The sequence below is a fragment of the Pediococcus claussenii ATCC BAA-344 genome (assembly GCF_000237995.1).
Taxonomy (GTDB): Bacteria; Bacillota; Bacilli; order Lactobacillales; family Lactobacillaceae; genus Pediococcus; species Pediococcus claussenii.
This window is the reverse complement of the sequence record NC_016605.1, coordinates 1,732,824-1,746,501: the sequence shown is the minus strand read 5'-3', so window position 1 is coordinate 1,746,501 and position 13,678 is coordinate 1,732,824. Positions and strand designations below refer to the sequence as shown.

Below are 13,678 nucleotides of genomic sequence, written 5' to 3'. Positions count from 1 at the left end.
TCCTTAGTATAAATATTTCAAATGCCGTAGAGTTAATTCTAACTCTTAATGGTTATTTTTGGTCAAAAATCAGAAAAAACTTTAAAATAGATTATGGATAATAAATGTTTGGGAGTAGAAAAATGAAAGTTGGAGAAGCATTTAATTTAATGGAAACGAAGATGGGGCCCCAGCCTTGGTTAGAGGACTGGAGAGAGTCCCCTTGGGAGATCGTATTTGGAGGGGTGCTGGTTCAGAACACTACTTGGCGGAATGTTGAACCAAGTTTAAATAATTTAAAAGAAAGAACTGGATTTGATCCAAATAAACTATTGCAACTAACTACAATTGAACTTCAAAATTTGGTGCGCCCAAGTGGGTTTTACACCCGTAAGGCACAGACACTGCGTAATGTAAGTGAATGGGCGGCCGGTCACCATTTTTCCGTAGCTGAAATCAAGTCTAGTAATCAAGCGAAGATTCGATCGGAACTTTTGAATTTGAGTGGGATTGGGCCCGAAACCGCTGACTATGTGTTGATGTACGCTTTTGACATGCCTGGATTTATTGCAGACAAATATTCAAGACGGATTTTTGAATGGATGGGGATTGCAGTTGGAACTAAATATGATGATATTAAAACAAGTGTTGAAAGCAGCGTGTATTTATCTGAAAATGAGTGGAAGGAGTTTCACGCTTTAATCGTGAATGCGGGCAAGCAATGGAAAGAGGTTCAAGATTTTCAAGAATTCATGGGTATTGAATAAAGTGATTCTAGAAGTTGAAAATGACGATTCCTGGTTGTAAAATGAAGGCAATCGAATCGGCGATGACGTTCGCCACAAAATTATAATTTAATTGATGACGTCTACCACAAGCATAACGGCTTATGGTAGACGTTTTTTTAGTTAAGGAGAGTGGAAAGGGTGAAAAGTATTAAAAATACAGGGCTATCACAAAAAGAGGCTCAGAAACTATTGGATCAAAATGGATTGAACGAGGTTAAATTACCAATATTTAAGTTTTGGAATGCTATTGGAAAGCGTTTATGGGAACCGTCAGCCTGGGTTTTAGAAGCGGCTTTATTAATCGAATTTTTTTTAGGGAAAGGTGTCCAAGCAGGCTTTATTGTACTAATGTTACTCTTTGCAGCTATTAATGGCGCTATTCAGTCCAGAAGGGCTAACATCGTGTTGGGATCATTATCAGAGCAACTAGAACCAATCGTTTCCGTTAAACGGGATAATTGTTGGCAACAAATTTCCTCTAAAGAGCTGGTGGTTGGTGATTTGATAAACTTAAAGCAGGGTGACCTAGTTCCGGCAGATGCTCAGCTGATATCAGAAATGCTTGATTTGGATGAGAGCTCGGTTACCGGTGAGTCCAAGGAAGTTCATTATGAAGTTGGGCAAGTCGTTTCTGCTGGAACAGAGGTTATTAGTGGTCATTCATTTGCAATCGTTACAGCTGTGGGTAGCAACAGTAGATACGGAAAGACTGTTTCACTAATTAAGCGTTCGAGCGCACCCGGACATTTACAGGTTTTATTAGGAAAAGTTATTGGATATTTAGCGATTCTTGATGCCGTTCTAGCAGTGATTTTGATTGTAATGGCAATACTTCGACACGAAAATATAATTGAAATGCTACCATTTCTGGCAATGTTATTTATTGCCACCATTCCAATTGCAATGCCATCGAGCTTTGCTGTGGCAAATTCCGTTGAAGCAAAGGAACTCAGTAAGCATGCAATACTTGTCAGCGATTTGGTAGGTATTCAGGAAGCTGCAAACGTGAATTTATTATTGGTGGATAAAACTGGTACGATAACAACTAATAAGCCAGAGGTGGTGTTGTTTAAAAATTTATCGAAGTATCCTGATCAAATTGTGGTTGATTGGGCAGTACACGCGACCGACTTTCAAAGTCCAAGTGTGATAGACAGGGCAATTCAAAACTATGAGCAGAAAACAGTTGAACCCAAAAATGACAATGACTTTACACCTTTTTCGCCAGAACAGGGGTATTCGGCTAACTGGGTTAACTCTGACAGTGGCAAAGCTGAAGTTAAATTAGGTTCGTTTGATCGATTAAATAGTTTGACAAGCAATGTGGTTGATTTAAGTGATGTTAATTTTGAATTAGGGCGTTCAGTAGCACTATCTCTTGGAGATCAACTAATTGGAATATTCATACTACAGGATCAACCAAGAAGTGATAGTTTGAAAGCGTTGCAGGAAATTCAAAAGCGTGGTGTAAAGGTGATTATGCTAACTGGTGATAATCAACTGACCGCTGCTGCAATTGCAAAACAGGTTGGACTATCTGGTGATTTTGTTAGTTTGGAGAAGTTGATTGGGCATAATGATTTAACAAAAACAGCAGGAGTTGCAAATGTTCGTCCAGAAAATAAATTAGAGATTGTAGAACATTTTCAAAAGAATGGGTACATTGTTGGAATGACAGGAGACGGTGTGAATGATGCGTCAGCTTTGAAACAGGCGGATGTTGGTATTGCAGTCCAAAATGCAACTGATTTAGCTAAGAGGTCCGCTAAAATAGTTTTAATGACCGAAGGGTTGGCTCCGATTGTCCAAGTTTTGGATAGTGGGCATCGAGTTTATCAGCGAATGATGACGTGGACAATTACTAAGTTATCAAGGACGTCGGAATTAACCTTATTATTGACCATTGGATATTTATTCTTCCATGTTATTCCGCTGACGATCAATGCCATGATTTTAGTAGCGATTTTAAATGACATGGTAACTTTAGTACTTGGAACGGATAATACAGTGATAACTAAGCAACCAGAAAGATGGAACATTCTAAAGTTAGGCAAAATGGCTGGTATATTGGCATTTGGATGGACACTCGTAGGATTGGGATTGTTGACGGTGTCGGTACAAAATGGATTTTCAGTTAACCAAATTAGTACTATTTTGTATAATTATTTAATTTTCAGCGCAATGATGACAATTTTTATTACTAGAACTAGTAGAAACTTTTGGCAAAGTAGGGCTAGTACGTTGATTTTGTCGGCAACCAGTGGAAATGTTGTATTGACTATTGTTTTATCGCTTTCAGGGATTGGAGTTGCTGCAATTCCGTTATTAACGGTTAGCGAAATAGGAATACTAGTTGTAATTACCAGTGCTGTTTTAGATTTAATTTATCAATTGGTAGAAAATTCCATTTAAATATTTATTGAGCTCTTAATTTGGCTGTGTAGCGGTGTGCATTTTAAAATATAAATTTATTGCATAAAAAAATTCCGAATTGCGCTAACATGAACAATGTTTAGTTCAACGCAAATTCAGAATTTTATTTTGGCTATAAACATGGTAATTAAAGCATTAGTATTATCGGTAACCTATTTTTTATCTGTGCTTCTCTTTCTAAACAAGTACATCATAGCTGGCAAAATCGTTAATGCACAGATCAGTGAGTACAAGGTATCAAGCACGGTAATCATCCCAAATGAACGTAGAACTGGAAATGAAATGAATAACAGTGCAGAGAACCCACCAACAACGGTCAAACCAGAAACAGTAATAGCCTGTCCAACTGATCCAATAGCGGTCTGGATAGCAGTTAAGGTATCCATGTTCTTGCGTTCTTCTTCCATAAAACGTTCCAAAATTAAGATTGTAAATTCAGTACCAATACCAAGAACTAGTGAACTTAGTGCAATCGTAACTGGGTTATATGAAGTGTTCAACAGTTTTAATGTCAATGGTGATAAACCAAGAACGACGACGATTGGCATTAATGGATAGAAGGCGTCACGTAGATTACGGTATACCAGTAGTAGAACTACGAAGATAATTGCCAAACCAGCAATAATAATTAAGCCACGATTTGCAGTCATGTTCTTAACACCTTGAAGAGCCATGGCTTGGTCACCGGCAGCAACAATGCTGACACCTTTAGGGGCGTTTTTAACGTCCTTATTAATGTCATTCATCAAGTTGTACGAAGTGTTTGAACCTAAATCGGGATCTAATTTAAATGAAATTGTTGAGTATTTTTGATTATCTGTGATTAAAGTTTGTTTCATAATCTTTGGCAGATTATTTACAGAACTATTAATATCGGATTCCTTACTTGGTAATGAATCGTTTCCACTTGTATCACGAAGCGTTGTTGCAACACTTGTTGTGGAGAGAATCTTACTTGAATATTTGCTCTTTTCATCCTTGCCAAACCTATCAATGTATTTTACATCGCTTGGTGTCAACTTGTGATCACTGCGCACGAGATAAGTTAGGCTGGTTGTTGAGCCAACTTGTTTTTGGACACTCTTATTATCCTTAACGGCAGTCATATCTTGAGGGATCATTTTAATCATGTCAGTTTCAACTGGAATTGAACCTTCAACGTAAAAACCGAGAGCTCCTAAAATTACACCAATAATAAGTACGGGTACAGCATGATGTGCAACCCATGTAGCGTATTTTGTAAGGAAACGAGAAAGGGCAGAAGCATTTGAATTAATCTTATTGAGTTTTGATTCATCTGCTTTTCTATCGCGCAACGCTAATACACTAAACATTAAGACTAATTCAACGATGTAACTAACAAATACACCGATTGCAAGGGTTAAGCCAAAGAAGTGCATCATTGGAGCCTTTGCTAGATACATTGTTAAGAAACTGAAAATCATAACTATAACGGCTGTTCCAACGGCAGGACCAGTATGGGTGATGGTTTCAGTCGTAGCTCTCATGACATCGTGATCTTGTCTAAATTCTTCTTCATATCGATTCAAGAATTGGACACCAAAGTCGGTTCCTAAACCAACAATGATAGGCAATGTAGCCATAGTAGCCATAGTAAGACTAATTCCCATCCATCCCATTAAACCAAAGGTCCAAATCAAACCAAAGAGAACGAATAATAGCGGAAGTAAACGACGACGAACTGGAAAAATAAGGGCCAAAATTAGAATCATGATGATGACTGCAATACCAAGCATGACCATCATACTGTGTTGCATTTCACCACCGACTGTACCTGAAACTGCAGGCATACCAGCTAGTTTAGTTTGGTAGTTACCAGTCTTTAAGTTGTGTTTGTTTAAATCATGGTTAATTGCCTTGTAAAGGCTTTGATAGTCGTTCATAGTTGCACCATTAGCGGATGTAACGGAAACAATCATGTATTTACCATCTTTTGGCAATAACTGTTTCATAGCCTTATTAATGCGACCATGATCGCTATATACTAACTGATGAATTAATTCATTGTTCATATTTTGAACATCTGGGAGCATCTTTAAAGTGTCTTTTGATACTGCGGCCTTTTGGTCGCTAGTTAACAGACTCATAGAGTATGCTTGAATCTTTTTGTTTTGATCATCAGAAAGTTTAATCTTACTCATTAAAGCTTCTGGATGAGCTTGCAATTCTGCAGGATTAGCACCCTTAGCAACTGCAGCCTGCATTGCTTGTTGTGCCTGCATTTTTTGCTGATCAGTTAAAATACTTTGACTATAACTTTGAATTTTAGCCTTTTGTCCCTTAGTAAAGGAATTCTGTACATCAGTTTGAATGTCCCTCTTTTGAGAGTTGCTTAACTGATTATTAATCGCCTTTTGAAGATCGGCGTTATTACCAAAACTATTGCTAGATGAACTGCTGTTTGATGACTTAGCTTTATCAAGCTGTTGGTTCAAAATATTAACAATACTTGTTGTGGTATAGACCTTGCCGTTCTTGTTAATATCGTTGGTAAAATCATTAATCTTCTGGAAAGTTTCCTTATTGGCAACGTCTCCATTTTTACTCTTGACCGAAACAATAAACGCCTGACCACCAAAATTCTTTTGGTATTCGTCAGAGTTTTTGTAAAGTGTTGAATTTTTATCAACAAACATGGCATTACTCATGTCCATCTTAATCTTAGGCAACCCAAAGCCAATAACCACGGTTAACACCATTGTGATAATAATGCTCAACATAGCATGGTCATGAATTGCTCGTCCAATTTTGCTGAATAACTTTTGCAAAATACTCACTCTCCTATGCACAAATTTATCTAATATGCTGATTGAGTATAGAACAGAATAAAGTTTTTTTGAAGAATTAATTTAAGGCGTTTGTACCAAAAAAAGACATTTTTAATAAAATGTCTTTTTACGATTCCTCTTCTTCAACGATATTGAATTGACACATAACATCATGAACCATGTCATTCAATTCTTTGGTACTAGTATTTTCAATCTTGAGCCATTCAACAATTACCGTCAAAATTGCTCCACTAAAAATATGAATTGCCAAAACGGGATTGGGTGAATGCACCATAGACTTAAACATTGGAAAGTCAGTCAAAGCTTCATCTGAATGGTCACTTTCCAGCAATTCTTCTTGAACGATGCTACTAACGATATCCACAAGAGTCGTGTAAGAATCGTAATATTCATTGTTGATAGTGATGTTCCGAAGTGCGACTGGATCAGATGTAACCAGAGAAATTAATCCTTGGATAATATCGCGATCATCTTTGATGTTTTCGTTAGATTTAAAATGTTTAAAGGTCATATAGGCGAGCATATCACGAACAAGGTCATACTTACTATGGTAGTAGCGATAAAAAGTGCTGCGGTGTATCATTGCTTCTTGGCATAAGTCATCAATTGTTATTTTTTCTAGAGTTTTATGGTTAAGGAGAGACCATAATGCCCGTACCAGATCCATTTGAGTTCGTTTTAATTTAATTTGAGTACCCATTTATATCTCCATTTCAACGTTCTGAAGATTGATTATAGAACATATGGATAGCATTTCACAAGGTGAACCACTGCTTTAACACATGGAGAAAACACCTGTAAATTTTCGATGAACTTTAGCATGTGGCACTCGCTGCCTGCGGCTAATCCTCGGATTTTGCAACCACAAAGTAGTTCCCTTCTGGATCGGGAAAATTAAAGGTTTTGGTTCCGTTAACGTTGGTAACAGCGGTCGTGGGATTAAGGCGAACATGTAATTCCTCAAATTTATTTGAAAAGAACATGATAGACGGTGTGGAGCCTAGGACCTCGGGTGAAAACTCTTTAATGAATTCCTTGGGAAATAATGAAAGCTCAACCTCTGGCGAGATCTCAAGAACGAGATTTTGAAAACCTTTGTCTAAACGATTATCTTCGGTAATTTCAGCATCAACGTTATCCTGCCAAAAGCGGCTAATTTCTTTTACGTTATCGACGTAAAGCATAATTCTGGTTTTATTTATCATTGGTTTGCTCCAAATCTGAAATATGCGGTCCACCGATTGCAATTCCATTTTCTAAAATTTGTATATTGGCAATGGCCTCTGTATCACTGACAAGCTTGGGTTGATCGTTTTCGATGGAGTCAATCAAGGAGTCGTAAACTAATCCGTAATCCCCATTAACAGTTGGTATCTGTCTCTCTATCCAATCGTTATTTTGATTACGGTACTTGACGATACCAAATTGATCAGGTGTGTCATGACCAAAGTCAGGATCATCAGGCATAATACCAAGCTTCAAATCATTTTCTTGTTGATCAATGTCGAATTTAACGTATGATCCCTGTGTTCCGTGTAAAACGAATCGTGGATATGGTGTTGCTGCTAGGGGATGAGTTGTCACTGTTGCCTTAAAGCCCGAATAAAATAGATCGGTTTCAGAATAGTCATCAAGAGTACTTTGACTATTTTGAATTGGACGAATATCATATCCAGCTTTACTTGGAAGACCAAACAAGGCGATCATTTGATCGATTAGATGAACACCAAGGCCGAAAAAGCTACCATCGATTGCTTTTCCTGTATGGACGGATGAATCTGGACGGTATTTATCGAAGTGTGATTCAAGAAAAAGAGGTTTACCCACGTAACCACGACTAAGAACTTTTTTTAATGTCAAAAAATCACTATCAAAACGGCGATTTTGGTATGGCATTGCAATTAATCCCTTTTGGTTAGCAAGTTGAAATAACTCTTTTGCCTCGGCAACGTCATTTACAAAAGGTTTTTCGATTAAAACATTTTTGCCACTATTCAGTACTTGTTTACCTAATTCGAAGTGAGTACTTGGTGGAGTGCAAAGCGTGACAAGTTTAACTTCATTGTCGTTCAAAACCTCCTGTAAATCAGTTGTGAAAATTGTGTTTTGGTCATAAAAAGATGCTTCTAATTCAGGCTTGCGAGTCCGATACTGAATATACTTGATTTGAATATCTCGTTGTTTAATGTATGGAATATGATAACGATTAGCACTTTTACCAAATCCAATGATTGCCATTTTAAATGTCATATGTTTCCTCCTCAATATAATGAATCCGCTTCCATTATATGGAAGTTACTAGTGATAATGCAAATAAAGCAAGTTTTAAAATAAAGATAAGTATTCATTTTAAAATGGCAGTTTTAGTAAATGGCCAAATAATCAGGCATGTTTAAAGGTATTATTGAATGTTAAAATTCCTAATAGCACCAAGGCTTCGATGCATTTTAAGAATACATAGAGACCTATTTCCAGACAAGTAACTAAAAATTATACATTTAAATGTATAAAAATAGACGATTTAGATTCCTTTTTTATTAGGAAGCTAGATCGCCTATTTATTGGTGCTTTTCTTCATATTGAAATAATGTATTTCGTTTGTTTTTAACTTGCTCAAATATATAGGTTATTGTCCATAATAATACAAAGGTAATAACTAATCCGTAGCCTAAATAGTTTAAATCAATAGACTGAATCCAATTAATAAATCCAGATTTTTGATTGAGAAGATCAGATAAAATGTTACTCAATTCAATTATTCCAATTGAGAATGCAGCAATTACGGAGATTGTAGTTACCACAATATTGTAGTAAGCCTTTCTCTTGGGAGTATCAAAAGCCCATGAATAAGCTCCAGACATCATGACAGAATCAGTCGTATCCATGATATTCATGCCAGCAGCAAACAAAATAGGTAGTGCAATGATGCCAATTAGGGGAGTACCTGTTTGCGCAGTTGTTGCCGATAGAGCAATCAAAGCAATTTCAGTGGCTGTATCAAAACCTAAACCGAATAAAAAACCAATTGGGTACATTTGCCAAGAACGATTAATGCCTCTGAACAGTGGAGCCGTGAATTTGGTGATTATTCCACGCGATAATAGTAATTTATCTAACTGCTTTTCGCTAATTTCCTTTTTGTTTGCTTTAAAAGAACGATACAACTTAATCAATATTAGGAGATTGAAAATTGCTATTCCAATCAGAAATACACCCGACACTAATGTACCAACGTGACCACCGATTTTTTCTAATAATGGTAATTTTACTTTGGCCCACTTTGCAGAAATTCCGACAACAATTGCCATTAAAAATACGACAGTGGAATGTCCTAACGAAAAGAAGAATCCAACGCCGTATGAAGATTTTTTTTGATGAACTAACAAGCGAACTGTGTTATCAATTGCCGCAATATGATCGGCATCAAAAGCATGACGCATGCCTAATGTGTACGCAAGAAAGCTTAAAGCCCAAAAACTAGGATACTTTGGTACTGTAATTAGTACAAGTATTAAACCACAGAGATGCATCAAGATACTTGCTGAATAATATGGTAAAGATCCCAAAAATAATTTTTTCTTCAAGAATAAAATTCCCTTCTATATGGTAAATGATTGTAAATAACTCACATCATAGATAAATATACGTTGATTTTTGATATCAATTATTTTGTCTTCTTTCAGAGAATGAATAATACGGTTAACACTGTTTCTAGTAGATATTCCACAAAAATTAGCTATATCTTCATTGGTTATTGGAAAATCAATTAGTATGCCAGTGGCACCGTGATTTCCAAAAATACTGATCAACTTATAAATAAAAGCGCAAACTGCTCCTTTCTTTCCATTCATAGTCATCCATTGCAGTGATTTAATGTTTTGGGTGAGTTTAATTCGATAATAGTCCTTTACATAATCCTGTAGGTTTGCATCACTGTTAACATATCCCCAAAATGTTTTGCGTGGAATGCGGTAAAAAATTGCGTCTTCGGATTCAATTCGTACATTGAGAGGGGAGGCTGTATATGCTGATATTTCGTCTCTTAAAAGAGAAATTATATCGGTGGTATTTATGTATGAAAGATTGAATTCGCGACCATCCTTTAAAATCATACTAGTTTTAACGATGCCTTCTTTTAGAACGTACGTATATCCCTCCTCCAATCCGTGATAAGTCAAATAAGTATGCTTTGCTTTTTTTACAGTAGAGACATGCTTTTTTTCTAAAAAATCTATCAAATAGCTTGTACCCATTTTTATATAATCCCCCTGCACTTATGTGTTTTATTATCTTTAAATTCCGATACGCGCACTGTAACAAATGTTACACCTAATTGTTGTATCCACGACCACTTATCTTTCCTAACATGTTGTATAGCGCCAAGAAATAGGAGAGTGATGAGAGTCATGGTAGAAATTAATTTGCCATATGATAAAAGAAGTATCAAGGCTAGTATTCCGGATAAAAATTTTGCGGGGATATTAGAATCAAAGGCAGAGAGTTTTCGTAATCCGCTGAGTGAAGAAGAAACGGTAGAAAAGTCCTTGGATAACCCAATTGGAAGTCCAAGTTTAGAGGAATTGGCCAAAGGAAAAAAGAACATTGTTCTAATTAGTTCTGATCATACTAGACCGGTTCCTTCTCACATTATTACGCCGATAATTTTAAAACGGATTCGTTCGGTTGCTCCTGAAGCAAGAATTCGAATTTTAGTAGCCACTGGGTTTCACCGACCATCCACAAAGGAAGAGCTAATTAATAAATACGGATCTGAAATTGTGGAAAACGAAGAGATTGTTATGCACGTTTCTACAGATGACAATTCAATGGTTAAGATTGGGCAATTGCCATCAGGTGGCGATTGCATAATTAATAAAGTTGCTGCAGAAGCTGATTTATTGTTGGCAGAGGGATTTATTGAATCACACTTTTTTGCAGGATTTTCTGGCGGAAGAAAAGCCGTTTTACCAGGTGTTGCCTCGTACAAAACAATTATGGCCAACCATTCAGGAGAATTCATTAATTCAAATAAAGCTCGTACAGGTAATTTAATGCATAATCCAATTCATAAGGATATGGTTTATGCGGCTCGGACAGCAAAACTCGCTTTTATTGTTAATGTTGTTCTGGACGGGGATAAAAAAATCATTGGTTCGTTTGCTGGAGATGTTGAAGAGGCTCATGAGGTTGGATGCAAATTTGTTAAGCAGTTGGCTAGTGTAAAGGAAATACCTAGTGATATTGCAATTTCAACTAACGGAGGGTTTCCGCTAGACCAAAACATATATCAAGCTGTTAAAGGTATGACAGCGGCTGAAGCAACTAACAAAGATGGTGGGGTAATTATTATGGTTGCTGGTGCCAGTGACGGACATGGTGGTGAAGGATTTTATCATAATTTGGCTGATGTTAGCGATCCAAAAGAATTTTTAGAAAAAGCGATCAATACACCTAGGTCAAAAACTGTTCCCGATCAATGGACTTCTCAAATTTTAGCTCGTATCTTGGTTCATCATCATGTTATTTTTGTTTCAGATTTAGTAGAGCCTGCTTTAATTCGCGATATGCATATGGAACTTGCAACTACTTTTGACGAGGCCTTGCATAGAGCGTTTGAAATTGAAAACGAAAATGCGAAGGTAACGGTTATTCGAGATGGATTATCAGTAATTGTTGAAGAAGGTTAACAAATGGATGTAAAAAGAATACTTCAAGACGTTAAGGATAATAGAGTTTCAATTAGTGAAGCAAAGAAACAACTGGTTGGTTTCTCGGAGTTAGGATTTGCAAAGGTTGATACACAACGCAAAGCACGAAATGGATATCCCGAAGTGATCTATGGGGAAGGCAAAAATTCTAAGCAAATCATTTCTATTATAGAAGATCTATACACTGATAAAAGAACGATTTTGGCTACCAGAGTTTCTACTGTTAAGGCTAAGGATTTAATGTTGAAGTTTCCTTTTGGCGTATATCATGAGGAAGCAAGATGCTTTGTGATAAATCCCATTAAAACTAATTCTGATGAATATATTGCAGTTGTTACGGCTGGAACATCTGATATTGATGTTGCTGAAGAGGCGGCAGTTACAGCTGAAACGTATGGGAATAAAGTCGAACGAATATACGATGTGGGAGTCGCCGGAATTCATAGGTTATTTGCGAATATAGATGTTATTAAAAACGCATCCGTGATTATCGCAATAGCAGGGATGGAAGGCGCACTAGTCAGTGTGATTGGTGGATTGGTTGATAAACCTGTAATTGCTGTCCCAACAAGTGTTGGATATGGCACTAACCTAGAAGGGATTACAGCTTTGTTCAGTATGCTAAACAGCTGCTCTTCTGGAGTTAGTGTGGTTAATATCGATAACGGTTTTGGCGCAGCATACAACGCTAGTATGATTAATCGCATCAAAAGTGAGGTACGTGGCTGATGACATCATTATTTCTAGAACCGTTTTCTGGTTTGAGTGGGGACATGCTGAACGGTTTACTAATAGATCTTGGTGGGGATGCGGACAAACTAAGATTGGCATTGCAGGATTTTTCGATTGGAGAATACAAAGTTAATGTTGAACGTACAGAAAAAAGTAGTATCTACGGAATTGATTTTGACGTATGCATAAAAAATCATGGTAAAGATACCGGAATAAAGAATGATTTTGCACATCACCACCATCATGAAAGTAGGGGATTAGTAGAAATCGTCAATATGATCAATGGTAGTGGACTGTCGGGAACGGTTAAAGAACATAGCATTAATGTGTTTAACGACATTGCAAAAGCCGAAGCAACTGTTCATAACGTTGGAATGAAAGAAATTCATTTTCATGAAATAGGTGCAATTGATTCTATTGTTGATATTGTTAGTTTTTTTATTCTTTGGGAACAACTTGATATTGATAAGGTTTATTCAACTCCTATTACAGAAGGCAGTGGAACAATCCATGTTGCACACGGAGAGATGCCAGTGCCGGTTCCAGCAGTTATGCAATTACGTAAGAACTACCCTTTAAAAATAATTCAAGATTTTGAAGTAAAAACTGAATTGGTAACGCCCACGGGTCTGGCTCTTTTTAAAGAAATCGCTCCGATATTTATTAGTCCTACCGATATGTATGTTAGTAAGGTGGGATATGGATTTGGAAAAAGAAATACAGGTAAGTTTAATGCTTTACGGGGCTCATTGCTGACTTCAAAGCATAGTAAACAGGAAGTTAGATCCAATAACGACGAGGTTATCAAAATTGAAGTGAATATTGATGATCAGACTGCGGAACAAATTGGATTTGCAGTAGATAAACTATTTGAAAATGGTGCGTTAGACGTATTTTGTACACCAATTCAAATGAAGAAAAATAGGCCGGGAGTTTTGATGACGGTTTTATTAAAAACTACAAACTTTAATAAAATTGCGTATCTCGTATTCAAGCATACTAATACGGCGGGATTTCGATACCAAACAATGAAACGTGAGGTTATGAAACGAGAATTTAAATCTGTTGAATTTGAACATGATGTTGTTCGTGCCAAAGAATATAAGTACAAAGACATTACAAGAAGAAAGTTGGAATACGAGGATTGTGCAAGTGTTGCGGAAAAACGTGGTTGGTCTTTGTATAGCACATATAAAAAATTACAGAATTTATTTTAAATTAAGGGGAG

Annotated in this window: 11 protein-coding genes and 1 riboswitch; of the genes, 5 read left to right on the top strand and 6 right to left on the bottom strand. The window is 36.7% G+C overall.

The features are described from left to right. Window positions 1-122 precede the first annotated feature (122 nt). Window positions 123-746 carry an endonuclease III domain-containing protein gene (locus PECL_RS08565; RefSeq protein ID WP_041534669.1) on the top strand — a complete coding sequence of 208 codons (624 nt, stop codon included), beginning with the start codon at window positions 123-125 and terminating at the stop codon, window positions 744-746. A 49-nt stretch (window positions 747-795) separates the two neighbouring features. Continuing rightward, window positions 796-857: riboswitch (Fluoride riboswitch) on the top strand. A gap of 48 nt (window positions 858-905) precedes the next feature. Then, entirely contained in the window at window positions 906-3,179 is a 2,274-nt protein-coding gene (locus tag PECL_RS08560; RefSeq protein WP_014216197.1) for an HAD-IC family P-type ATPase, read from the top strand. A 173-nt stretch (window positions 3,180-3,352) separates the two neighbouring features. Here PECL_RS08560 and PECL_RS08555 read toward each other — a convergent pair whose 3' ends face one another. From PECL_RS08555 to PECL_RS08530, 6 genes are all read right to left on the bottom strand, one after another. After that, window positions 3,353-5,998: an efflux RND transporter permease subunit gene (locus PECL_RS08555; protein ID WP_014216196.1), complete on the bottom strand. Its 2,646-nt coding sequence runs from the start codon at window positions 5,996-5,998 to the stop codon at window positions 3,353-3,355. Window positions 5,999-6,116: 118 nt separating this feature from the next. After that, window positions 6,117-6,710, bottom strand: a complete 594-nt coding sequence (locus PECL_RS08550; RefSeq protein WP_014216195.1) for a TetR/AcrR family transcriptional regulator — start codon at window positions 6,708-6,710, stop codon at window positions 6,117-6,119. A gap of 142 nt (window positions 6,711-6,852) precedes the next feature. Further along, window positions 6,853-7,215, bottom strand: a complete 363-nt coding sequence (locus tag PECL_RS08545) for a VOC family protein (RefSeq protein ID WP_014216194.1) — start codon at window positions 7,213-7,215, stop codon at window positions 6,853-6,855. Then, window positions 7,205-8,260, bottom strand: a complete 1,056-nt coding sequence (locus PECL_RS08540) for an oxidoreductase (protein ID WP_014216193.1) — start codon at window positions 8,258-8,260, stop codon at window positions 7,205-7,207. Before PECL_RS08540 ends, PECL_RS08545 begins: the two co-directional genes overlap by 11 nt. 308 nt (window positions 8,261-8,568) lie before the next feature. Then, on the bottom strand, window positions 8,569-9,594 hold the full coding sequence (locus PECL_RS08535; RefSeq protein WP_014216192.1) for a HoxN/HupN/NixA family nickel/cobalt transporter: 1,026 nt from the start codon (window positions 9,592-9,594) through the stop codon (window positions 8,569-8,571). Window positions 9,595-9,609: 15 nt separating this feature from the next. Further along, window positions 9,610-10,263, bottom strand: a complete 654-nt coding sequence (locus PECL_RS08530; RefSeq protein WP_014216191.1) for a Crp/Fnr family transcriptional regulator — start codon at window positions 10,261-10,263, stop codon at window positions 9,610-9,612. 153 nt (window positions 10,264-10,416) lie between these two features. Between PECL_RS08530 and larA the strand changes: the two genes are divergently transcribed. The 3 genes from larA to larC are packed head-to-tail and all read left to right on the top strand — an operon-like array spanning window position 10,417 to window position 13,667. Next, a complete protein-coding gene (gene larA / locus PECL_RS08525; RefSeq protein ID WP_014216190.1) occupies window positions 10,417-11,697 on the top strand; it encodes a nickel-dependent lactate racemase in 1,281 nt (426 codons plus the stop codon). 3 nt (window positions 11,698-11,700) lie between these two features. After that, the gene (gene larB, locus PECL_RS08520) at window positions 11,701-12,447 is read left to right on the top strand and encodes a nickel pincer cofactor biosynthesis protein LarB (RefSeq protein ID WP_014216189.1); all 747 of its coding nucleotides are present in this window, start codon (window positions 11,701-11,703) and stop codon (window positions 12,445-12,447) included. Beyond that, window positions 12,447-13,667, top strand: a complete 1,221-nt coding sequence (gene larC, locus PECL_RS08515; protein WP_014216188.1) for a nickel pincer cofactor biosynthesis protein LarC — start codon at window positions 12,447-12,449, stop codon at window positions 13,665-13,667. Before larB ends, larC begins: the two co-directional genes overlap by 1 nt. Window positions 13,668-13,678 lie beyond the last annotated feature (11 nt).

Bases quoted from the DNA above. Each gene is read 5' to 3' on its own strand.
- larB (WP_014216189.1), top strand. From the start codon at position 11,701: ATGGATGTAAAAAGAATACTTCAAGACGTTAAGGATAATAGAGTTTCA.
- PECL_RS08530 (WP_014216191.1), bottom strand. From the start codon at position 10,263: ATGGGTACAAGCTATTTGATAGATTTTTTAGAAAAAAAGCATGTCTCT.
- PECL_RS08565 (WP_041534669.1), top strand. From the start codon at position 123: ATGAAAGTTGGAGAAGCATTTAATTTAATGGAAACGAAGATGGGGCCC.
- PECL_RS08540 (WP_014216193.1), bottom strand. From the start codon at position 8,260: ATGACATTTAAAATGGCAATCATTGGATTTGGTAAAAGTGCTAATCGT.
- PECL_RS08550 (WP_014216195.1), bottom strand. From the start codon at position 6,710: ATGGGTACTCAAATTAAATTAAAACGAACTCAAATGGATCTGGTACGG.
- larA (WP_014216190.1), top strand. From the start codon at position 10,417: ATGGTAGAAATTAATTTGCCATATGATAAAAGAAGTATCAAGGCTAGT.
- larC (WP_014216188.1), top strand. From the start codon at position 12,447: ATGACATCATTATTTCTAGAACCGTTTTCTGGTTTGAGTGGGGACATG.
- PECL_RS08545 (WP_014216194.1), bottom strand. From the start codon at position 7,215: ATGATAAATAAAACCAGAATTATGCTTTACGTCGATAACGTAAAAGAA.